The following is a 22,866-nucleotide window of genomic DNA, read 5'->3' as shown; positions in this document are numbered from 1 at the left end:
ACAAGGACAACGAGTTATGAACAAAGGACATTTAGCGACAACGTTGGTGCTGTCATCTGCACTGTTTACTACCGCAACTTGGGCAAAAGATTCTGTGTTTGTCGGGCAATTAGTCGACTTTTCTGGACCAACTGCCTATGTAAGCAAGCCTTATGGTTCTGGCGTGCGAGACGCATTGCGTTGGATTAACCAAAACGGTGGCATTAACGGTACCGAGCTCGAATTTGAAACAGTAGACATGGCGTACAAAGTACCAGTGGCGATTTCCAACTATAAACGTTGGGTGGCGCGTAAAGACATGGTTGCGCTGCAAGGTTGGGGTACGGCGGATACCGAAGCACTTATTTCGTTTGTTACCAAAGACAAAGTGCCGGTGTTCTCTGCTTCTTACTCTGGTCACTTAACTGACCCAACTGGCAAAAACCCAAAAACCGCGAAACCAGCGCCTTATAATTTCTTTTATGGTGCGTCGTACTCAGATGCGTGCCGTGCGCTAGTTAAGTGGGCGAAAGAAGATTGGGAATCTAAGGGCAATCAAGGTGCGCCGAAATTTACGCACATTGGCGATAACCATCCATTCCCGAATGCGCCAAAAGAAGCGTGTGCAGAGTACGCCAAAGAGCTTGGTTTTGATGTGCAAAACCCAGTCGTTGTGTCACTAAAACCAGGGGACTTCAAAGCGCAGTGTTTGTCGCTGAAAGAGTCAGGCACCAACTATGGCTACATTGCTAATATCGGTAGCTCGGTTATCTCACTAGTGAAGTCTTGTAACACGGTTGGGACAGAGTTCCAGTACATGGCAAACATTTGGGGCGGCGATAAGCCAGTGCTTGAAGCAGCAGGCGATGGCCTTAAAGATTACGTTTTCCCAGGTATGACAGCGTTTTGGGGAGATGATAATGAAGGCATGAAACTGGTCCGTGAGATTTCTAAGCAGTCTGAATCAGAGCCGGGCGAATTCAGAACTCACCATTACATTCGCGGTATTTGTTCTGCGTTCTATATGAAAGAAGCAATGGAGTGGGCGAAAGACAACGGTGGCATCACAGGTGAAAACATCAAGAAGGGCATGTATGTCCATGACAACTGGGTACCACAAGGCTTAGAAGGTGTTTGTGTCCCTGCGAACTGGAAACCGGAAGATCACCGAGGCACAACAACCGTGAACGTCTTTATGGGCAACAACGATGGCGGCGCAGTTGATATTAAGAAAGTATCTCAGGTGACATTGTCACGTCGTGACGATTGGCTAGGTTACTAATCTACGACTTATTAATAACAAAGCTTACTGAAAATAAGGATGGGTGAGAGAACACTCTCACCCTAGCAAGGAGTAGTTTGATGGCTGAATTAGCAACGAATATCGAACCGGCAGAAATACTGCTTTCAGTGAACAACATTGAAGTCGTCTACGACGAAGTAATACTAGTACTTCGCGGTGTGAGTTTAGAAGTTCCAAAAGGGCAGATTGTGACCTTACTGGGCGCCAACGGTGCGGGTAAATCCACAACGTTGAAAGCCATTTCTGGTTTATTGAAAACCGAAGATGGTGAAGTGACGCGCGGCGAAATCAACTTCATGGGCGAGCGTATAGACAACAAAAACCCGGAAGAGATCGTCCGTTCGGGCATCTTCCAAGTTATGGAAGGGCGCCGAATTGTTGAAGATATGACGGTAATAGAAAATCTTCGCTTAGGCGCTTATACACGCACTGACAACGAAGTTGAACAAGACATCGAAATGGTGTTTGACTATTTCCCGCGACTCAAAGAGCGCACTGGCCTGGCGGGCTATTTGTCTGGCGGTGAGCAACAAATGTTAGCGATTGGCCGAGCATTAATGGCTCGACCGAAGATGATTTTGTTGGACGAACCGTCTATGGGGCTTTCTCCACTGCTAGTTAAAGAAGTATTCAGCATTATTAACAAGATCAACAAAGAGCAAGGTATTACCATGCTTTTGGTTGAGCAGAATGCCAACTTCGCTCTTCAAGCGGCCGATTACGGTTACATCATGGAATCAGGCAAAATCGTACTAGATGGCAGCAAGCACGAATTGCTAAACAATGAAGACGTAAAAGAATTCTACCTTGGCGGCGGCGATGAAGATCGCAAGAGCTTTAAGAATCTGAAATCTTACAAACGTCGTAAGCGTTGGTTGTAAGGAGCAAGGATGAACGAACTATTTGATGCGAAAGAATCGTTGTCTCTACAGGCGCGAGAAGAGTCGCTGTTTCAACGTTTGCCAGCACTGATTGAGAATTCGAAAGCCAATAGCGAACATTACGCAGCGCATTTTTCTGAGTTAGATCCTACATTGGCAAACAATCGTGAAGGGCTTGCTCAGCTCCCGATTACACGTAAGTTCAATGTACCTAATCAGCAGCAACTTAAACCGCCGTTTGGTGGCTTAAATAGCGTTGCCATTGGTCAAATGGCGCGCGTATTCCAATCTCCTGGGCCGTTATATGAGGCTCAAACGGATGAGGCCGATTTCTGGCGTATGGGGCGCGCGTTTCACGCTGCTGGGTTCTGTGCGGGTGATTTAGTGCATAACACGCTCTCTTACCATTTCTCTCCTGGCGGATTTATTATGGATGGTGGCGCAAGGGCTTGTGGCTGTGCGGTATTTCCGGCTGGAGTAGGCAATACCGAAGCGCAAATAGAGGCAATTAAACAGCTTCAACCTAATGGTTACACTGGCACACCTTCTTATTTGCTGACGTTGCTACAAAAGTACCAAGAGAAATACAATGAGCTGCCTAGCTTTGAGAAAGCTCTGGTCTCTGGTGAAGCGGTTACAGCAGACATGCAACAGATGTTTGAGGAAAAAGGCATTGCAGTCTTTCAAGCCTACGCAAGTGCAGAGCTTGGTTTGATTGCTTATCAAGTGTCTGGTGAACAAGGATTAGTGATTGCAGAAGATATTATTGTTGAAATCGTTGATCCTGATGGTGTTCCTGTACAACCGGGAGAAGTCGGTGAAGTCGTTGTAACGTCGCTCGATGAGAAGTTCCCGCTGATTCGCTACGCAACGGGAGATTTATCGGCATACCTAGAGACAAGTTCTGATTCTTCACGCACGAATGCACGAATTAAGGGCTGGATGGGACGAGCAGACTCCGCGGTGAAAGTAAAAGGGCTGTTTGTTTATCCGCATCAGATCCAAGAAGTCTGTCGTCGCCACGATATTAAAGGCTCCTTGAAAATTGAGCGCGATGGCTTCAACGATGCCATTACTTTCTGTTGTCATGATGTGCATGTATCAGCAGAGGACATTCAAGCAACACTCCAGTCTGTCACTAAACTGAAAGGCAATGTCCAGTTTGTACCGAACCAAGCGGAGCAGCCGTTAATCAATGATCTTCGCAGTTAACTCATTGGTGGCATAAGTGCAGTAGAAAGTGGTTGTCATAAAAAACTAACAACGTCAGACAAAAGGCTAGAAAAGGGATACCACATTGCGCTGCGTATCCCTTTATTTTTTACTACCGCAATCAGGGAGCGGGTAAATGAAACAGGCACCAATGATTAACACACAATTCTGGGATGATTTGTTTATCCGAGGCACTATGCCTTGGGATGCCCAATCGACACCTCAAGAACTCAAGGACTATCTCGACAATTCACTTCATGTAGGCCAGTCAGTGTTTATTCCTGGGTGTGGTGCCGCTTATGAACTGAGCACTTTTATTCAATATGGGCATGACGTGATCGCGATGGATTACAGCCAAGAAGCGGTAAAAATGGCGCAATCAACGTTAGGTAACTACAAAGATAAAGTCGTATTGGGTGATGTATTTAATGCCGATTTTTCTCACTCGTTTGATGTCATTTACGAGCGGGCCTTTCTCGCAGCACTACCGAGAGATATGTGGTCAGAATACTTTTCGATGGTGGATAAATTATTGCCAAGCGGAGGTTTTCTAATTGGTTTTTTCGTCATTGATGATAATTACCTATCACGCTTTCCTCCATTTTGTTTGCGAAGTGGGGAGTTGGCATCTTTTCTAGAGCCCACGTTTGAACTTGTGAAGTCCTCAGTGGTGGCAAACAGTGTTGAGGTTTTTAAAGGCAGAGAGCAATGGATGGTGTGGCAGAAACGTTAGTCGTCACTGAGACTTCTTTAGAAAGTATTCGCGGAAACTGTCTGGTTCTTTGTGAATCGCTGATACATAAGTCTTCACTCTATGCCTGATGGAATGCTCACATAGTTTGTCGGTTTGTGTGAAACATTAATTTCTCGTTGCTGGTTTAAGTTGTTGAGATATCTCTAACAGCGGTCGAGTGGTTGAGTTTATTGCCGGCACGGGTTGTGTGCTCAGAGCGTAAAGCGACAGATCAGCATCGATCCGAAAGGTAGTAGAACGTCTCTCACTGATCTGTCTATTTCATGCTTATACTATTTTAGGTTGACCATCTGATGCGGTGGCACCGCCGTCTACAGGTAGGTTTACGCCATTAATGAAAGATGCGTCATCACTTGCCAAGAAAGTCACGACAGACGCAATTTCTTCAGGTTCGGCTGCTCGGCCAAGCGCAATGCGCTCATTGAATTTATCGCGGATGTCCTGCGGCCAGCCGTTTGTCATGTTGGTTTTTACTAAACTTGGGCATACGGCGTTAATTCTTACCCCATCCGCACCATGGTCCAATGCCATCGCTCGGGTAAGGTTCACCACTGCGCCTTTACTCGCGCAATAGAATGCGGCACCCCAGTCACCACCCAAACCGGAAACGGACGCGGTATTTACCATACAACCTTTCGTTTTTAAGAGTTCAGGCAAAGCAAACTTCGCGCAATAAACAACACCATCAATGTTTACACCAGAGATCTTCTTCCAGTCTTCCACACTACCTTCAATCACGGAGCCAGGGACATGTACGCCAGCATTGTTTACTAAAATATCCAGTTTACCGAAACGGGTAACAACGTCAGAAATCAGTGCTGCGACTTTTTCTGGGTCAGAAACATCAATAGAATGCGCAGACACACGCTGTTTATCAAAGCCCTCAACGGCGTTTGCCAATTGCTCTTCATTCCAATCGGCAAGAGCGACGTTTGCGCCTTCTTCATACAAACGTTTTGCGATGGCCAAACCAATACCATTGGCAGAACCAGTGACGAGTGCGACTTTATTTTTTAATCCTCTCATGCGATTTCTCCTTCGAAACTTACAAAAACGGGATCTTGATTTTTCTCTGTGCGCGGCAACATCAGTTTGTCGTTGTCGCTGTAATCTACGGGGATAGCCACCACTGCTGGTCCTTCAACGTCCATGGCTTTATTCAATGTCGGTAGCAATTCGTGTTGACTAGTCACTGCGAAGCCTTTCGCGCCAAATGATTCGGCGTACGCCTTGAAATCAATTGGTCCAAATTTCACACCAGAGCAGCGCTGATATTTGTTGATCTCTTGCATTTCTACCATGTTGTAGGCGTTATCAACCCACACAATATGGACGATATTACAGTTCAGTCTAACCGCGGTTTCTAACTCCATGCTCGATTGCATAAAACCGCCGTCTCCTGATATCGATACCACTTTGCTACCAGGTTTTAGTAGGCTGGCACCAATGGCCCATGGTAGTGCAACGCCCATTGTTTGTTGGCCGTTAGACACCAGCATTTGGCGAGCTCGAAAACAACTTAAGTAACGAGCGATCCAGATGTGGAAGCTCCCCATATCAAGACATAGCGTGGTATCTGGTGTGATGATAGATTGCATGGCTTTAATCAGTGCCAGTGGATGAAATCCTTGCTTGTGATAGACATTGGGATAGGTTTTGATCACTTGCCGTTGCAGTGCTACCTCTTCCAGTACTGAAAGTGCCGTTGGGGAAAGGCGGGCATATTCAGAGATATAGCTGCCCATCTTGTCTAATGACTGCGCAATGTTTCCGACGATTTCAACACAAGGCTGATAATTAAGTTGGTATTCTGCCGGTTCAATATCGAGGTGAATCACTGGGTTGCGGTGGCTGTTCCAAAGCTCAGGGTCATACTCTATTGGGCTAAAGCCGATGGTGAGAATTAAATCGGCGTCCCGCAGTAAAACATCGCCAGGTTGGTTATTAAACAAACCGACACGCCCAGCAAAGTGATGATAGTAATTGATGTCTACCGTGCCGGCGGCTTGGTAAGTGCCGACAACGGGTAGCTGCGTATTTTGAAGAAATCGGGCGATAGCAGCAGCGTTTTTACTGCGGCTCGCGTGAAGGCCAAGTAAAACCACACAGCGCTTTGCTTTACTGATTCGACTGACCGCTTCTTCGATTGCTGCGATGTCTGCGCAACCAGGCTGTGTGTAAGGCGAGGGGACAATAATGTCCGTTTGGGTTTGCTCGGATAAAACATCTTGGGGGAGACTCAAAAAGCAAGCCCCAGGACGACCTGACTCTGCGATACGAAATGCGTTCGCCATGATCTCGCTTGCGGCGTCCACATGCTGCACTTCAGCACTGAACTTAGTTATAGAGCGAAAAATACTGACGGTATCCATGCTCTGGTGTGTTTGTTTTTGCTGGTCAGTTCGTTTCACCGCACCACCGATAGCAATCAGCGGATCGCCTTCGGAGTTTGCTGTTGCCACTCCCGTAACTAGATTTCCACAGCCAGGGCCTGACGTAACCATGGTGACGCCTGCTTTGCCGGTTAGTCTTCCCATAACGCCCGCCATAAATGCGCCGTTAGCTTCGTGGCGTACCGGAATCATTTGGATGTTAGTGTCTTCAATCGCATCGAACAGTCGATCGATTTTTGCACCGGGAATACCGAAAATGTACTTAATGCCGAGAGACTCTAGCTGTTGAGCGATCAACTGAGATCCATTTTTATTTGAAGGTTTGGATTGCATTTGTTGTCCTTATTATTTGCCTGACTTTGTTACTTTTCCGCCTTTTCTATGGCGGTATTTATATCTTCCGGAGCCAAATTGGCGTTGAGGAAGTCTGTCGATACCGGGGTATCAATCACTAGCCGCGAGACTTTGCCAATCTGGAGGAACCCTGACGAAATGCTGTAATCCTGAATATGACCACCTCCTTGGCGGTCATCGGTAATAAAGTGTTCGTGATAGCCGGGCACATTGATGCCAGTCGTATATTTAGGACTGCGAAAGCCGGCGACCACGCCTTGCTTATGCGTGAAGCGGAACGTTGGTTGTTCTTTGACCACTTCAAGCATTGGCCGATAAGGGCGTGTTTGTTTAGGTACGGTGCGAGTACGAACTGAATCGAAAACGCCATCAATGCGCACTGCGCAAAATAGGTTATCGCTTGGAACCATCTCGTCTATGATGCTATGGACTTCATGACGTGACATGCGCGATGTCAGTGGCAGCTCGATATCAGGCTTAAAAAAAGTCATGACAGCAAAGGGCGTTTTTTGCGCCAGGTCTGCCGGGTTTGCGGAGCCATCCGACTTGAGTTGAAAAACTTCCTTATCAAACGCAATCAACTCACCATCCAATTCATTGAACGTACCTAAACCAAAATCCCCATGTTTCAGCAGTTCTTCTATGGTTGTTGAGCCTTCGTAAACACCAGCGATCAAAGCACTCATTAACGAAGTCTGATAAATCTCACCATCTCCGGTAACGTGATGGTATTCAGAAAATTCTTTCGCTACTTCAAGCGAACAAGCACATAGAGGGTTATAAAATCCACGCATGAGTAAGACCAGTTATGCAATGAAGAGTATATTTAGATTGACTTCTACACGGTGCTAAATCCAATATAAAAAAGATTTATTTTGATATGGAAAATATATGGAATTTCGCTACCTGAAGTATTTTGTCGCGGTCGCCGAGACTCGTCACTTTACCCGAGCAGCTGAACAGTTAGGGATTGCGCAACCTCCTTTGAGTCAACAAATCAAAAAGCTAGAGCACGAGCTTGGCGTGGACTTATTTAAGCGCTTGTCTAGAGGAGTAGAACTGACCCATGCAGGGCAAGTCTTTTATACGGATGCGGTAAATATTCTTGCTGATGTGGAACGCGCTAAAGCAAAAGCCCGACAGATTGCCCGTGGTGAAAATACGCAGGTTAAAATCGCGTTCGCGACGTCAACATCAACCTGCATTAAGGTATTGGAGAGGATTGGGCGTATTCAAGAGAATGGGGTTCATTTACAGACGGCGGAACTATCAATGCCAGAGCTTGCCACTCAGTTAAAAAGCAAACAACTTGATCTCGCAATCATGCGGCTACCCTGTTACGCCAGTGAGCCTTTTGAGCACAAGGTGTTGTTTAACGACCCGTTTGTCGCGGTGATTCCGGCGGGGCACGAACTGGCAAAATATCCCTGTATCCAGATGAAACAGTTGAGAGGCCATAAAATTTTACTGTTTCCACGAGAGACTGGACCCGCATTGTTTGATGGCATGAGCACACTTTTTGCCGACGCAGGAGTAAGGCTCGAACCACAGTTCGCAGCACCGCAACTTCGTACGACGATTGCCATGGCGCAGGCTGGGTTAGGTATCGCTCTCGTTCCGCGCTCACTGGCTGAACATCTCGATGATTCCGCGACAGTCGCCGAGATTGAGGATATCCCTCTCACTAGTCGTGTTGTTGTTGCTTGGGAGGCGTCTAATCTCAATAAACAAGCGCTAAAAGTAGCCATGCACATCGGTCATGTTGAGGCTTAAAGCTTTGTCATATAACCTGTCGATTGTACCCAACGAACAAAACTTACTGAAGATTGCGACTCTGTTGTCGTATATATTACCTACATCAAGTTGACTTGATAGCTGAACTCTCGTTTTTATCGAGATGATAATGACGAGGACCTTGATTTAATGCATGGTTAAACAGCAAGGATGATGGATGATTAAAGCGCAAATATATGATGTATTTTGTGATGAATTGGCTAAAGGTAACCCTTGTGGCGTTGTCGAACTAAATCACTGGCTGAGTGATTCTGAGTTACTTCAAATCACTCATCAGGTCGCTCAACCTGTCACATCATTTGTGGTTCAGTCTGGCAGTGACTACTACATTCGCTGGTTTAGCCTAGAAGGAGAGATCAACCTATGCGGACACGGAAGTTTGGGCACAGGCGCTGCAATCATTTCCAACTATCATAAGAACGAGGTCATTCTACAAAGTCAGTATGGTCATGTTACCGTTACTGGACTGGATGGAATGTATCGGATAGTGATGCCAAGTTGGCTAGCCAAGCCTCATGCCATCCCCTTGGGTATTTCAGGCTTTTCCAATCACCCCGTAGATGCTTTTACAACGCGTGATCTGGTTGTTGTTCTCGAATCAGAAGATGATGTTGTTCGCTATCAACCTAACTTTGATGAGCTGATTAAAATTGATGAGTTTCATGCTGTCATCGTAACGGCTCAAAGTTCTGATAGTGGCTATGTGCTGCGTTACTTTGCACCTAAAATCGGTATTTCAGAAGATCTTGCCACAGGTTCGGCTCAGTGCTCATTGGCGCCTTATTGGTTTGAAAAGCTAGGCAAAGAAAAATTGACGGCTCGTCAGCTATCTCGTGCTGGTGGTTATTTTGAAGTGGCTCGCGGTTTAGAATCTACGATCGTATTGTCTGCACACGTGAAAAGTCGGACTTGAATGCAAACGCCTCTAGCTCTTACACAAGATCTAGAGGCATCCATTTTTTATTGACTTAAACGTGTCGAGCTAAGATTTTAACCCGGCAGCGGTCATCATGACGCGAAATAACATAGACACTAACCCTAATGCAGCGACGCTAACGACCCAAATTCCAACCATCCAAGCCCATTGGCGGCACCAATTTTTGATTTTCATACTCACTCCTTATCAACTCGTTAATGGTACGCTTCGCCTTCTTTTACTTTTCCGGAGAAGACGTAGTAACTCCAAAAGGTGTAAGCCAGAATGATCGGGATGATGATCACTGCTCCAACGAGCATAAAGCGCTGACTGCTTGCAGGAGCCGCTGCTTCCCATATTGATATGCTAGGAGGAATGATATTTGGCCAGATACTGATGCCAAGCCCAGCGAACCCGAGAATCACGATCACCAATGCCATCACGAAAGGGCTGCGCTCTTTACGCTTTTTAACGGAGTCGGCAATCTTCAAACATACCAGCCCAGTAATGACAGGTACGGGCAGTAAGTAGAACAAATTAGGCAGAGAAAACCATCTTTCCGCAATGGCAGGGTAAGCAAGTGGAGTCCAAGCGCTCACAATGACTAATGCGGAGATCATTGCCAGTAGTGTTTTGTTAGTGAAGCGGTACATCGTGTTTTGCAGTTCACCTTCCGTCTTCATGATGAGCCATGTGCTACCAAGCAGCGCGTACGTTGCGACTAAACCCAAACCACAAAAGATGGGAAAAGGGCTGAGCCAGTCGAGTTGGCTACCTACGAAGACGCGGTTTTCCACCGCAAAGCCTTGAATTACCGCGCCAACAACGATGCCTTGGAAAAACGTGGTTAAAATCGAGCCGACCATAAAAGAGCGATCCCAGAACTTTAAGTGGCTTTCCAATGCTTTAAAGCGAAACTCAAACGCGACGCCACGAAAGATCAAAGCAATCAACATCAACGTTAAAGGGATGGTTAGCGCTTCAATAATCACCGCGTAAGCCATCGGAAAAGCGCCAAATAGAGATGCGCCTCCAAGCACAATCCAAGTTTCGTTGCCGTCCCAAACTGGCGCGACACTGTTGACCATGACGTCTTTTTGTTTTTCATCCTTGATGAAGGGCATCAGTATTCCAATACCCAAATCGAAGCCGTCCATGATGATGTACATCAAAGTGGCAAAAACGATGATCGCGAACCAAATCACGGATAAATCAAAATGCATATTCTCTACCTTCACTTTGTGACAAATTCTAAATGCGACCTGAAACGGTCGTCATGTCGTGCTCATCGTGTTCGATTGCATCGGGGCCTTTCTTGATTTGGTGGATCATGTAGTAATAACCAAAACCAAATACCAAGCTGTATACAACCAGGAAACACAGCAGGCTGATGCTCATTTGTAGGTCTCCGTGTGCAGAAACCGCATCACGCGTTTTTTGTACGCCATAAACGACCCAAGGTTGCCGACCAACCTCTGTCGTAAACCAGCCAGCGAGTATTGCGATAAGACCAGATGGCCCCATAAATAATGAAAACTTGAGGAACCAACGCGAGGTATAAAGCGTGTTCTTTTTTCGTAACCATATGCTGTAGAAGCTCTGTAAAATCATCAGAAGTCCTAGCCCGACCATGATTCGAAATGACCAAAAGACGATAGGTGAGTTCGGTCGTTCCTCTTTCGGGAAGTCTTTCAGCGCCGGGATTGGCTCAGTTAAACTGTGGCGTAGGATCAAACTTCCTAAAACAGGAATTTCTAAGGCATAGTCTGTGCGTTCTTGTTCCATGTTTGGCATGCCGAACAAAATCAATGGGGTTGGTTTGCCATCGCTGTTATCCCAATGTCCTTCGATGGCGGCGATTTTGGCGGGCTGGTATTCCAAGGTGTTTAACCCGTGCATATCGCCAATCACGGCTTGGAGTGGCGCAAGGAACACTAAGATCCCGAGCGACATCGAAAACATGGTTTTTACCGCAGTCGATTGATTGCCTCTCAATAAATGCCAAGCGGCTGACGCGCCTACAAAGAGTGCTGAACTGACGAAAGCCGCGACGCTCATGTGCGCCAAACGATAAGGAAATGAAGGATTGAAAACGATAGCAAACCAGTCGGTTGGCACCACACGTCCGTCGACAATTTCATAGCCTTGTGGCGTTTGCATCCAACTGTTGGAGGCGAGAATCCAGAACGTCGAAATGATCGTTCCTAACGCCACCATCGAGGTTGCAAAAAAGTGCAGCTTTTCGCCGACGCGACGCCACCCAAACAGCATTACGCCAAGAAATCCGGCTTCGAGAAAGAAAGCCGTTAACACTTCATAAGTCAGTAATGGGCCAGTGATAGAACCAGCGAAGTCGGAGAAACCACTCCAGTTGGTGCCGAATTGATAGGCCATGACAAGACCAGATACAACACCCATTCCAAAGTTAACCGCAAAAATTTTCGACCAGAAGTGATAGAGCTTTTGGTAATCGGGATTACGTGTTTTTAGCCATAAGCCTTCCAGCACGGCGAGATAGGTGGCCAAACCTATGGTGATAGCGGGGAAAATAATATGAAAGGATACCGTAAAGGCGAACTGTATCCGTGCAAGCATAAATGCGTCGAGGCCAAACATTAAACTTCCTTTGATCTTTTAAGTTTTATGAGAGAGCTATTTTAAAAGGAGCGGAATGAGGGAAGTAGGTACAGACAGTGACTATAAACCTATAACAGATTAAATATTGAAGTGTTATTATTTTGAATTCGGCTTTATGGAAGGGGATTTGCGTTTGGCGAAGTATCAAGAGTTAGTGGAACAGCTTAAAAGGCAGATAAAATCGGGGATATGGCATCCGGGTGACAAGCTGCCTTCGCTGCGTCGCCAATCTGAACACTCGGGTTTGAGCTTGATGACGGTGTTGCACGCGTATCAAATTCTGGAATCTCAAGGCTGGGTCACGTCACAGCCGCGATCTGGTTATCGAGTCGCGCCCAATATTAAGAGCTCAAATGAACCCCAAGCGCCAGCCGCGGTTTCGTGGACAGAGCAGGTAGACATCAATGAGTTTATCTTTGATGTTCTGCAGGCGAGTAAAAATCCATCCATGATCAATTTTGGCTTTGCCTATCCAGACCCAAGTTTGTACCCACGCTATCACGTGAATCGGGCGATGAGCGCAGCCGCTCGCAATATGCCGATTTCCACCACCTTTGATAACTTACCGCCGGGAAACGAACAATTACGCACCATCATCGCGAAGCGTTATGCTGCGAAAGGCATTGAAATTTCACCCGATGAAATTGTCATTACGGCAGGCGCGCTGGAGGCGTTAACGCTCAGTTTGCAAGCTTGTACAAGACCGGGAGATTGGGTGGTTGTGGAATCGCCTGCATTTTATGGTGCATTGCAATCCTTAGAGCGGTTAGGTTTGAAAGCGCTCTCAGTAAGAACAGACCCAGTCACGGGTATTGACCTAGATTCATTGGAACGAGCGCTGCAAACACACGATGTGAAAGCATGTTGGCTGATGTCGAACTTCCAAAATCCTCTGGGTTTTACGCTCTCCAACGAGAAAAAACAAAAGCTGATTGAGCTGACACAGCGATATAACGTGCCAGTGATTGAAGATGATGTGTACAGCGAACTGCATGCAGGGAATGACTCGGTCTACCCACTAAGAATGTTTGATGACACGGGCAATACCATGTTGTGCTCCTCGTTTTCAAAATCATTAATCGCAGGGCTACGTATTGGTTGGGTTGCGGCGGGAAAGCGGGCGCTAGAGGTACAAAAGTTACAGCTAATGAGTACATTAGCGACGAGCGCACCAGTGCAAATGACATTGGTGCACTATTTAACAAGCCGCAATTACGAATCGCATTTGAAGCAGTTACGGAAAAAGCTGTTTGAACGTAAAAGTAAGATGACGGATCTGCTTAGTGAGCTGTTACCTGAAGAAGTCAAAGTGTTAAGCCAAAGCGGCGGGTACTTTATTTGGTTAGAGCTTCCCAAGCATATCGACGCCTTGCAGATATATCGAGAAGCGCTAAAAGATAATATCAGCATCGCACCGGGAAAGATGTTCAGCCTGACAGAACAATACGATCACTGTATTCGTCTTAACGCTTCTTTTGAGCTTAATGACAAATACGTCCATGCTCTCAATTTGCTTGCCAACATTATTCGCTGTCATTTGGCGAAATAGCGACTTTCTTCAGTTTTTTGGTTTAATGGAGCGCGCCGGATTTCCGACAACTCGATCGCCCGGCACAACGTCTTTGGTTACGACAGAGCCAGCGCCAACGATGGCCTGGTCGCCAATGGTCACGCCTGGCAGTATGATAGCGCCCCCACCAATCCAAACGTTATTGCCGATGTTGACCGGTTTGGCGATCTCATCTCCAGCTAAGCGCCTTTGCGTATCGAGTGAATGAGCGGCTGTGTAAATTTGCACTCTAGGCCCAATCATGACGTTCGCGCCAACCTCAACCTGCCCATTGTCCAGAATAATGGCATCCCAGTTGATGTAGGTGTTTTCTCCGATGGACAAGTGACAACCGTAGGTAAGTTGTAGCGGTGGCTCTATACAGGCGCTGTTTTTTAATTGGACGCCCATTTCCGCCAATAGTTGTCTACGGATATCTGGGTTTGGCTCGTGGTTAAATTGGAAGACAAGCTGCGCAGTTTTGGCGCGCATTAGCTTTAGTTCTTCATCCAGACAATTATAGGTTTCTCCAGAGCGCATCCGAGTCAGTTCTGACATAACAATCATTCCATCAATGTTATTTGCAATAAGGTGCATAATAGGTGAGAGTGATTCGAAGTGAAAATTTGATGCTTAAAAATCAGAAAGTTATCACTGATTTGCCTTGCGTATCCAGTTGGTTGATCGGCTCGTTTAGTTCACAAAGACGTATTCCCTAAATGGCTTAATCGGTTGAAGCCAAAGTGGGAAACCACTCGAAGCGTTTTACGTAGATTACAATATAGTTAATAAGAAGAACTTAATTGAGCCGCTGCGCTATCGATTGATCCAAAAATTTATGACTTATGCGCTCTGGCTTGCTGGCAACGATGAATCAAGAGTGAGCACTTTATGTTCGAACGGGTCATTTCATTTTTAGAAACAACACTGTTTACCTTTAACGAACAACCTATCACGTTGTGGGCGATATTGATGGTGCCGACATGGGTGATTGTCGCTTTATGGTTGTCCAAAATTTTAATCAAAACCGTTACGTCAAGAATGTCCTCATCGGGGAAAGATCCAAACGTGATTCATTTGGTTAAACGGATATTATTTGTCATCGCTCTAGCCATTATTTTTATGACCACACTTTCGATGATCAATGTGCCAATCACCGCGTTCGCCTTTCTGTCTGGTGCCATCGCTATCGGCTTCGGTTTTGGTGCGCAAAACATCATTAACAACTTCATAAGTGGCTGGATTTTGATTGGTGAAAAGCCAATCCGAATTGGGGACTTTTTAGAGGTTGAGGGCGCCAAAGGCACTGTCGAGCAAATAAATACACGCTCAACGAGAATCAGACGAACCGATGGTGTTCATATGCTCATACCCAACAGTCAGTTGATTGAGAACGTGGTGATCAACTGGACGTTATGCGACAGATTAGTTCGTGGCTCTGTCGTCGTCGGTGTCGCGTATGGGAGCGATGTCAAACAGGTTGCTGCCTTAATGGCGGAAGTGACTTCGCAGCAAGCGCAAGTTCTGAGTTCGCCAGCGCCAGATGTGTTTTTTCAAGACTTTGGTGACAATGCTTTGATCTTCGAATCTTATTTTTGGATTAACTCAACGGTTGAGGGCGGTATTCGCTCGGTCGCAAGTGCCATGCGTTTTGAAATCTACGAAGCTTTCGAAAAGCACGGCATTGAAATCGCGTTTCCACAACGAGATGTGCACATTGATGGGCAAATCAAGTTGTCTAGGGAGAGAAACGGATAGGGCGATAAGCGGTATTGGTGTTCTTATCTTGGTGTCGAGTAACCATAGCGAGGCGGTCACAACACGGATTCACCTCGCTAGAAACCAGTTTGAAGGCGTTATTGGTTGTCCCACATGACTTCGCATTCTTCTTTGATTGCTGATTTTAGCAACTCAATCAGTGGAAACGCTCTGCGTCCTAGGCTTACCGCGGGCTCTGCTTGTTCTTCCTCTTCGTCTACATCAGTAGGGAGGTTTTCTTCAGCTGCATTTTTCGCAGATAGAGCAGAAGTTAATCTTGATAGCGCGTCAGGAACATCTTGAGCGGAAATTGATCCCGGCACCGTGCCGCTGTGACCCATCATTTTGAGCATATCTAATGCAATATCACCAAACATTGTGACGTTTGAGTGGCTTCGACAACGAAATGTTATGAGCATTTACCTGATCCTGTTTTATATGTTCGGTTTGAAACTAAATTGTAGCTGAAATCAGACACTAATTAATGTGATGAAGACCGTTGAGCGTTAAGGTTTTTATGAGTAACAACAAAAAACGGGCACGTACGTCTGCATGCCCGTTGAAATACATTACCTGATTGGTTGTTGATGATTTACAAGCTATACGGATCGCCCAGAGCTAATGCGACCCTAGAAGCAGGAGACTTTCCTAACGCACGGCAAATTTGCCAACCCGCTTCATTGATGACGCTAAGGTCAACGCCCGTTTCAATCCCAAGTTGCTCACACAGATAAAGTACATCTTCCGTTGCAACATTACCACTGGCTCCTTTCGCGTAAGGGCAGCCGCCGAGCCCCGCTACTGCGCTATCAATGGTGTTGATGCCCATTAACAAGGCTTGATAGATATTGGCTAATGCTTGCCCATAAGTGTCATGAAAATGTACTGCGAGCGCGTCTTTTGGCAGTAGCGTTAACAACGAATCCAGCATGGCGATAACGCGATTAGGCGTTGCTTTACCGACAGTATCACCGAGCGAAATCTCATAACATCCCATATCAAACAACGTATTGGCGACCTTGGTAGTTTGCTCTGGCTTGATTACTCCCTCATATGGGCACACCATGGTACAAGACAAGTACCCGCGTACAGGAATGTTATGCTGGTTCGCCAACTCGATAACGGGCTCAAATCGAGCGAGACTTTCGGTAATGCTGCAGTTGATGTTCTTCTGGCTGAACGTTTCTGAAGCGGAGCCAAACACCGCAATTCGCTTTACACCGCTTTCCAGCGCACGTTCTAACCCTGCGAGATTTGGTGTGAGAGCGCTATAAACCACGTCAGGCTTTTTTGAGATACCAGCAAACACCTGATCGGAATCGGCCATTTGAGGCACCCACCTTGGAGAGACGAAAGATCCCGCCTCAATATGCTTTAAGCCACTGCTGCTTAGTTGGTTAATCAAACGGATTTTATCAACCAGCGTCACTGACGTTTCATTTTGCAGACCATCACGAGCGCCGACTTCGACGATATTAACCTTCGCTGGTAGCATATTCGCGCTCCTTATCTTCACTGACGTTATCCGATATCAAAGCCAAATTCAGCAGGATGGAACCGTGCTGTACTTGGTCCCCGTGCTGATAAAACAATTCGTCGACTTTTGCTGCTACCGGAGCCGTGATGGTGTATTCCATTTTCATTGCTTCGAGTACCAAAAGCGGATCGCCCGCCGCCACTTCGTCACCTTTAGCCACCATAACTGCTGAAATTATGCCGTTGAGTGGTGCGGTTGGACTTAGTTCATCATCTACATCTTTTGCAGAGTCAAAGTTAGGTTGATGAGCAAACGTGTGTTGCTGACCAAGATAAAATAGTGTTGTCCGTTGTTCATCGCTAAGTGCATTAAAGGTGTAACGCACATTATCAATATCGACGATAAACTGGTTGTCACTTTCAAGCAGGATGACCTGATGCAGCTCCTCGCCGCATCGGACAGTGAAGTGAGATCCTGTATCTTGCGATGATTGTTGCAAACGTGCCTGATGGTTGGCATTGGCATCCGTGAAGTTAAATCGGTAAACGTTGTCAACTGACAGTCTAAAACCTCGTTTGGTTGGCGCGGGTAACGTTGAGCTGTCTGATTTTGAAATGAGATCATTCCAACGAGCAACCGCCGCCAACGTAAGCCAGATTGAATCCGACACGTCTTGCTGCTCATTTATGCCTTGTTGATGTGTGACGAGGAAACCTGTATCGAGCTCAATCTCGGCAAAGGCTGGCTGCGAAATAATACTGTGCAGATAACCAATGTTTGTCGTTACGCCACGTACGTGATATTGAGTTAACGCCTGCTTAATCTGCTTTAGAGCGATATCACGAGTTTGCCCCCAGACGATCAGTTTGCTGATCATTGGATCGTAATATTCGCTGATGCTATCGCCTTGGGTAACACCACTATCAACGCGTACGCACGCTAGGCGCACACTACTGTCTGATACGGGTTCTTTTAAGTAATCAATGCGGCCAGTCGACGGCATAAAGTCATTGTCTGTATCTTCTGCGTAAATTCGCAGCTCAATTGAATGACCGTTGTGGGTGATTTCCGATTGCGAAATAGGTAAATGCTCGCCAGCTGCGACTTTGAATTGCCACTCCACCAAATCAACGCCGGTGATCAATTCAGTGACAGGGTGTTCAACTTGCAGACGGGTATTCATCTCCATGAAGTAGAATTGACCTCGGCTATCGAGTAAGAACTCCACCGTGCCAGCGCCAACATAGTCGATCGCTTGAGCGGCCTGAACCGCAGCTTCACCCATTTGTTTACGCAGTTCATCACTAAGACCGGGAGCTGGTGCTTCTTCGACTACTTTTTGGTGACGACGCTGAATGGAACAATCACGATCAGAAAGATAGACACAGTTGCCATGCTGGTCAGCGAATACCTGAACTTCCACGTGGCGAGGCTGCAATATGCATTTTTCGATTAGAAGCTGCTTATCGCCAAAGCTTGAAAGTGCTTCACGCTGCGCACCGTCGATGGCCAGCGGCATTTCGGCTGCGTTATTGACCACTCGCATGCCTTTACCGCCGCCCCCTTGGGTTGCTTTAAGCATCACTGGGTAACCGATTTTTTCAGCTTCCGCTAATAAGTGCTCTACGCTGTTGTCTGTGCCGTGATAGCCGGGAACCAAGGGCACGTTCGCCTCAGACATGATGGCTTTGGCTTGCGACTTCGAACCCATTGCTTCAATTGCGCTGGTGGAAGGGCCAACAAAAACAATGCCATTTTCGCTGCACGCTTTCGCCAGTTTCGGGTTCTCGGAAAGAAAACCATACCCAGGGTGGATAGCATCGGCTTGCCATTTTTTCGCAGCGCCGATAATCGCATCGATATCGAGATACGATTCACTCGCCGGAGCGGGGCCAATGAATTCAGCGAAATCCGCTTGTTTAACATGTAAGCTGCTGCGATCCGCTTCGGAATAGACGGCAACCGTCTCTATAGCCATGCTTTTTGCGGTTTTAATGATTCGGCAGGCAATTTCACCGCGGTTTGCGATCAGTATTCTTTTAAACATGATTCCTCCAATTGGCGGCGCGCTTTTCAAAAAACGCAGTCAGCCCTTCTTGTCCTTCGCTGGACACGCGGGCGGTTGCTATGGCTTGGCTAGTGTATTCAATTAATGAGTGATCGATAGGTTGGTTATCACAACGTAAACAAAGTGCTTTTGCTGCCTGCATGGCTTGTGGACCGTTGTTAAGCAGGTGATCAATGGTGCGATTGACGGCTTCACGTGGTTGAGCGTCTATCTGATGAAGAATACTCATCGATAGCGCGGTTTCGGCATCAATCAGTTCGGCGGTTAAAAAGTAGCGTCGGCTTTGTCGTTGTCCAATCGCTCGGATTACGTAAGGTCCGATGGTGGCGGGTAACAAACCGAGCTTCACTTCACTCAAACAGAAGCGGCTTTCAGGTGTACCAATAACGATATCGCAGCAGCAGATAAGCCCAAGCGCGCCGCCAAATGCAGCGCCGTGCACCATAGCAATGGTTGGTTTGCTAAAGGTATCCAGCGTATGCAAAAGTTTTGCTAGTTGCTGTGCATCTTGCAGGTTTTCACCCTCGGTTTTGGTTGCCATTGACTGCATCCAGCCCAGATCTGCTCCCGCAGAAAAGTGTTTTCCCTGTGCAATTAACACCAGTGCACGGAGAGAATCGTCCTTTTCGAGCTGTTCTAGTGTCTCAATTAGTGAGGCAATCAATGCGTCATTAAACGCGTTGTGTTTCTCTGGTCGATTGAGGCTCAACCAAGCAACGCCATTGCTGTCTTTTTCAAGCAGTAGTCCGGTCATGTGACTTCCTTTGTCTGACATTTCAGTCTGATATTCCAATACTCGCTAACCATTACTTGTTAAACATCGGTGTTTGCGAGGAGTTAAGGTTTGCCTTGCATCCGACTACATACGGAAGATGCCAAATTTGCTGTCTGATATCGGCGCATTAAGCGCAGCAGACAGAGCAATGCCGACAACATCACGGGTTTTCGCAGGGTCAATAATGCCGTCGTCCCACAGGCGTGCACTGGCGTAGTATGCATGGCTTTGAGTCTGATATTGCTCCGCAATTGGACGTTTGAACGCTTCTTCTTCCTCTACGCTCCAGCTTTCACCTTTGCGAGTTTTGATATCGCGGGTCACTTGCGCCATCACGCCAGCCGCTTGCTCTCCACCCATGACGGAGATGCGCGCGTTTGGCCACATCCACATCATGGTTGGATCATAAGCGCGGCCACACATGCCGTAGTTTCCTGCGCCATACGATCCACCAATCACTACGGTAAACTTCGGCACGTCTGCACACGCAACAGCAGTTACCATTTTCGCACCATGTTTGGCGATGCCTTCGGCTTCGTACTTCTGACCGACCATAAAGCCCGTTATGTTCTGCAAGAAAAGCAGAGGAATTTTGCGTTGTGCGCACAGCTCAATAAAATGCGCGCCTTTTTGTGCTGATTCCGAAAATAGAATGCCGTTGTTAGCGACAATGCCAATCGGCATACCGTGAATATGGGCAAAGCCACAGACCAAGGTTTCACCGAATAACGCTTTAAATTCATCAAATTGTGAGTCATCAACAATTCGGGCAATGACCTCTTTAACATCAAACGGCTTTTTAAGATCGGTTCCGACGATGCCGTACAGCTCTTGGGCAGGAAAACGCGGCTCCTGTGGCGTTTTTTGCTTGAGTTGAACGGGTTTCAAGTGGTTGATTTGTGAAATCGCTTGTCTTGCCAACTCTAACGCGTGGTGATCATTTTCTGCGTAATAGTCCGCCACACCAGAGGTGCGACAATGAACGTCTGCGCCACCAAGATCTTCCGCACTGACTTCTTCACCAGTCGCTGCTTTTACAAGAGGTGGACCTGCCAAGAAAATCGTGCCTTGTTCTTTGACTATGATGGATACGTCACACATGGCAGGAACATAAGCGCCGCCAGCGGTACATAGCCCCATGACCACCGCAATTTGTGGAATGCCTTTGGCCGACATACGGGCTTGGTTGTAGAAAATACGGCCAAAATGGTCTTTATCTGGGAATACCTCATCTTGGCGGGGTAGGTTAGCGCCGCCAGAGTCGACTAAGTAAACACACGGCAGTTGGCATTTTTCTGCAATTTCTTGTGCGCGTAAGTGTTTTTTCACCGTAAGTGGGTAGTAACTGCCGCCTTTTACCGTCACGTCATTGGCGACGATCATGCACTCGGTGCCGTCAATTACGCCAACACCCGCTACTACGCCCGCGCATGGAACGTAATCTGGATACACATCCCAACCCGCGAACTGGCCAATTTCTAAGAAGGATGAACCGGGATCGAGGAGGGCAAGAATGCGCTCACGTACCGGAAGTTTGCCTTTCTTCTGCTGATGCTCACGTGCTTTCTCGCCGCCACCATCTTCGATTTGCGCAGTCACGGTATAGAGTTGATCCACGAGCGACGCCATAGAGCGGTAGTTTTCCTGATACTGCTCTGAATGGGTATTAATATTGGTCGTCAAACAAGCCATAAATAGCCGATCTCCATTCGGTAGACGGGTGACACCACCCGCCTTTATCTATGTTGAATAAGATTTAGGTTGAATAAGGAATTTATTTAGATTCAGAACGCCTAGGTATGTTGATTAGGCGCTTTCGTTAAACAATTCGCGACCAATAAGCATGCGGCGAATTTCTGAAGTGCCCGCACCGATTTCATACAGCTTGGCATCTCGCAACAAACGGCCCGTATCAAACTCGTTGATGTAGCCGTTACCGCCAAGTAGTTGAATCGCATCCAGTGCCATCTTGGTTGCCAGCTCTGCGCTGTAGAGGATCGCGCCAGCAGAATCTTTACGTGTGGTTTCACCGCGATCACAAGCGGCAGCGACGGCGTAAACATACGCTTTAGCGGCATTCATTTGTGTGTACATATCCGCGATTTTTGCTTGAACTAGCTGGAATTCACCGATGGATTTACCGAACTGTTTACGGTCGTGAATGTAAGGCACAACGATATCCATACACGCCTGCATGATGCCAAGTGGGCCGCCTGCAAGCACCACACGTTCGTAGTCGAGGCCGCTCATCAATACTTTCACGCCTTGGTTTTCTTCGCCGAGAATATTTTCCGCAGGGACTTCGCAGTTTTGGAAGACCAGCTCACACGTATTCGAGCCGCGCATACCCAACTTGTCGAGTTTTTGTGCTTGAGTAAATCCAGGGAATCCGCGTTCCACAATAAATGCCGTGATGCCTTTGGAGTGCTGGCTTGGGTCGGTTTTTGCGTAGACAACATAGGTGTGTGCATCAGGGCCGTTTGTGATCCACATTTTGTTGCCGTTTAGCAGGAAAATATCGCCTTTACGTTCCGCTTTAAGCTGCATAGAGACCACATCAGAGCCGGCGCCGGGTTCACTCATTGCAAGGGCGCCGATATGTTCACCGGAGATGAGCTTAGGTAGGTATTTCTCTTTTTGCGCTTGTGTGCCGTTACGGTGGATTTGGTTGACGCAAAGGTTGGAGTGGGCGCCGTAACTTAACGCAACCGAAGCGGATGCTCGGCTGATTTCTTCCATAGCGATAACGTGGGCGAGGTAGCCCATGCCTGCACCACCAAACTCTTCGCTGGTGGTCACACCTAAAAGACCCATGTCACCTAATTTGGACCAAAGATGGTTTGGAAAGTCGTTAGTTTGGTCGATAGATTGCGCTAGCGGCGCAATTTCTCTTGCAGCAAAACTATTGATTTGCTCGCGAAGCAAATCGGTATTTTCGTCATAAACAAAGTTCAGGGAAGAGTAGGTAGATTTCATTGCGTGTCCTTGCCTTTACGTCACCTACATCCCAGAGTTG

General features: G+C 47.1%; 21 protein-coding genes. 8 read left to right on the top strand and 13 right to left on the bottom strand.

What is annotated here, in order from left to right; all coding sequences use genetic code 11:
- The first annotated feature begins 16 nt into the window (after nucleotides 1–16).
- The 4 genes from R7P67_RS05665 (at nucleotide 17) to R7P67_RS05650 (ending at nucleotide 4,108) form a co-directional block, all read left to right on the top strand.
- Nucleotides 17–1,261, top strand: coding sequence for an ABC transporter substrate-binding protein (locus tag R7P67_RS05665; RefSeq protein ID WP_005373285.1), 1,245 nt, complete (start codon nucleotides 17–19; stop codon nucleotides 1,259–1,261).
- 80 nt (nucleotides 1,262–1,341) lie between these two features.
- A complete protein-coding gene (locus R7P67_RS05660; protein WP_054574668.1) occupies nucleotides 1,342–2,163 on the top strand; it encodes an ABC transporter ATP-binding protein in 822 nt (273 codons plus the stop codon).
- A gap of 9 nt (nucleotides 2,164–2,172) precedes the next feature.
- Nucleotides 2,173–3,375 carry a phenylacetate--CoA ligase family protein gene (locus R7P67_RS05655; protein WP_170890151.1) on the top strand — a complete coding sequence of 401 codons (1,203 nt, stop codon included), beginning with the start codon at nucleotides 2,173–2,175 and terminating at the stop codon, nucleotides 3,373–3,375.
- A 136-nt stretch (nucleotides 3,376–3,511) separates the two neighbouring features.
- Complete coding sequence (locus tag R7P67_RS05650) at nucleotides 3,512–4,108, top strand: methyltransferase domain-containing protein (RefSeq protein WP_005382731.1); 597 nt, start codon at nucleotides 3,512–3,514, stop codon at nucleotides 4,106–4,108.
- 288 nt (nucleotides 4,109–4,396) lie between these two features.
- Here R7P67_RS05650 and R7P67_RS05645 read toward each other — a convergent pair whose 3' ends face one another.
- The 3 genes from R7P67_RS05645 to budA are packed head-to-tail and all read right to left on the bottom strand — an operon-like array spanning nucleotide 4,397 to nucleotide 7,670.
- Nucleotides 4,397–5,155 carry an SDR family NAD(P)-dependent oxidoreductase gene (locus R7P67_RS05645; RefSeq protein ID WP_017820351.1) on the bottom strand — a complete coding sequence of 253 codons (759 nt, stop codon included), beginning with the start codon at nucleotides 5,153–5,155 and terminating at the stop codon, nucleotides 4,397–4,399.
- Nucleotides 5,152–6,855, bottom strand: coding sequence for an acetolactate synthase AlsS (gene alsS, locus R7P67_RS05640; protein WP_213869872.1), 1,704 nt, complete (start codon nucleotides 6,853–6,855; stop codon nucleotides 5,152–5,154). The genes R7P67_RS05645 and alsS overlap by 4 nt, the downstream gene beginning before the upstream one ends.
- Nucleotides 6,856–6,884: 29 nt before the next feature.
- The gene (gene budA / locus R7P67_RS05635) at nucleotides 6,885–7,670 is read right to left on the bottom strand and encodes an acetolactate decarboxylase (protein ID WP_017633685.1); all 786 of its coding nucleotides are present in this window, start codon (nucleotides 7,668–7,670) and stop codon (nucleotides 6,885–6,887) included.
- 97 nt (nucleotides 7,671–7,767) lie between these two features.
- Between budA and R7P67_RS05630 the strand changes: the two genes are divergently transcribed.
- Together R7P67_RS05630 and R7P67_RS05625 are read left to right on the top strand one after the other, a co-directional pair.
- A complete protein-coding gene (locus R7P67_RS05630) occupies nucleotides 7,768–8,649 on the top strand; it encodes a LysR family transcriptional regulator (RefSeq protein WP_213903275.1) in 882 nt (293 codons plus the stop codon).
- A gap of 178 nt (nucleotides 8,650–8,827) precedes the next feature.
- Complete coding sequence (locus tag R7P67_RS05625) at nucleotides 8,828–9,583, top strand: PhzF family phenazine biosynthesis protein (RefSeq protein WP_262652737.1); 756 nt, start codon at nucleotides 8,828–8,830, stop codon at nucleotides 9,581–9,583.
- A 69-nt stretch (nucleotides 9,584–9,652) separates the two neighbouring features.
- On the opposite strand, the gene R7P67_RS05620 is transcribed toward R7P67_RS05625, so the two are convergent.
- Genes R7P67_RS05620 through R7P67_RS05610 form a run of 3 tightly spaced genes read right to left on the bottom strand, consistent with a single transcriptional unit; the run spans nucleotide 9,653 to nucleotide 12,202 of the window.
- A complete protein-coding gene (locus R7P67_RS05620; RefSeq protein WP_005373267.1) occupies nucleotides 9,653–9,781 on the bottom strand; it encodes a DUF2474 domain-containing protein in 129 nt (42 codons plus the stop codon).
- Between the two features lie 20 nt (nucleotides 9,782–9,801).
- Nucleotides 9,802–10,809, bottom strand: a complete 1,008-nt coding sequence (gene cydB, locus R7P67_RS05615) for a cytochrome d ubiquinol oxidase subunit II (RefSeq protein ID WP_167416109.1) — start codon at nucleotides 10,807–10,809, stop codon at nucleotides 9,802–9,804.
- A 28-nt stretch (nucleotides 10,810–10,837) separates the two neighbouring features.
- A complete protein-coding gene (locus R7P67_RS05610) occupies nucleotides 10,838–12,202 on the bottom strand; it encodes a cytochrome ubiquinol oxidase subunit I (protein WP_151515669.1) in 1,365 nt (454 codons plus the stop codon).
- Between the two features lie 136 nt (nucleotides 12,203–12,338).
- Between R7P67_RS05610 and R7P67_RS05605 the strand changes: the two genes are divergently transcribed.
- On the top strand, nucleotides 12,339–13,772 hold the full coding sequence (locus R7P67_RS05605; protein ID WP_180758310.1) for a PLP-dependent aminotransferase family protein: 1,434 nt from the start codon (nucleotides 12,339–12,341) through the stop codon (nucleotides 13,770–13,772).
- Between the two features lie 9 nt (nucleotides 13,773–13,781).
- Here the strand turns inward: R7P67_RS05605 and R7P67_RS05600 are convergent, their stop codons facing one another.
- Nucleotides 13,782–14,330, bottom strand: a complete 549-nt coding sequence (locus R7P67_RS05600) for a sugar O-acetyltransferase (protein ID WP_213961563.1) — start codon at nucleotides 14,328–14,330, stop codon at nucleotides 13,782–13,784.
- Between the two features lie 333 nt (nucleotides 14,331–14,663).
- On the opposite strand from R7P67_RS05600, the gene R7P67_RS05595 reads away from it, so the two are divergent.
- Nucleotides 14,664–15,530 (top strand): mechanosensitive ion channel family protein, encoded by an 867-nt coding sequence (locus tag R7P67_RS05595; protein ID WP_005373258.1) that lies wholly within the window; start codon nucleotides 14,664–14,666, stop codon nucleotides 15,528–15,530.
- Nucleotides 15,531–15,628: 98 nt separating this feature from the next.
- Here R7P67_RS05595 and R7P67_RS05590 read toward each other — a convergent pair whose 3' ends face one another.
- From R7P67_RS05590 to R7P67_RS05565, 6 genes are all read right to left on the bottom strand, one after another.
- Nucleotides 15,629–15,949 carry a DUF1840 domain-containing protein gene (locus tag R7P67_RS05590; RefSeq protein ID WP_005373256.1) on the bottom strand — a complete coding sequence of 107 codons (321 nt, stop codon included), beginning with the start codon at nucleotides 15,947–15,949 and terminating at the stop codon, nucleotides 15,629–15,631.
- 173 nt (nucleotides 15,950–16,122) lie between these two features.
- Nucleotides 16,123–17,025, bottom strand: a complete 903-nt coding sequence (locus R7P67_RS05585; protein WP_042523574.1) for a hydroxymethylglutaryl-CoA lyase — start codon at nucleotides 17,023–17,025, stop codon at nucleotides 16,123–16,125.
- Complete coding sequence (locus tag R7P67_RS05580; RefSeq protein WP_262652739.1) at nucleotides 17,006–19,054, bottom strand: acetyl/propionyl/methylcrotonyl-CoA carboxylase subunit alpha; 2,049 nt, start codon at nucleotides 19,052–19,054, stop codon at nucleotides 17,006–17,008. Before R7P67_RS05580 ends, R7P67_RS05585 begins: the two co-directional genes overlap by 20 nt.
- Nucleotides 19,047–19,829 (bottom strand): enoyl-CoA hydratase-related protein, encoded by a 783-nt coding sequence (locus R7P67_RS05575; RefSeq protein ID WP_262652740.1) that lies wholly within the window; start codon nucleotides 19,827–19,829, stop codon nucleotides 19,047–19,049. Before R7P67_RS05575 ends, R7P67_RS05580 begins: the two co-directional genes overlap by 8 nt.
- A 105-nt stretch (nucleotides 19,830–19,934) precedes the next feature.
- A complete protein-coding gene (locus R7P67_RS05570; protein ID WP_262652742.1) occupies nucleotides 19,935–21,542 on the bottom strand; it encodes a carboxyl transferase domain-containing protein in 1,608 nt (535 codons plus the stop codon).
- A 114-nt stretch (nucleotides 21,543–21,656) separates the two neighbouring features.
- On the bottom strand, nucleotides 21,657–22,826 hold the full coding sequence (locus tag R7P67_RS05565) for an isovaleryl-CoA dehydrogenase (RefSeq protein ID WP_005373245.1): 1,170 nt from the start codon (nucleotides 22,824–22,826) through the stop codon (nucleotides 21,657–21,659).
- Nucleotides 22,827–22,866: the final 40 nt, after the last annotated feature.

Source organism: Vibrio sp. Vb0937 (genome assembly GCF_033338855.1).
Note: the sequence above shows the minus strand (reverse complement) of the source record. Positions and strands in the feature narration are given on the sequence as shown.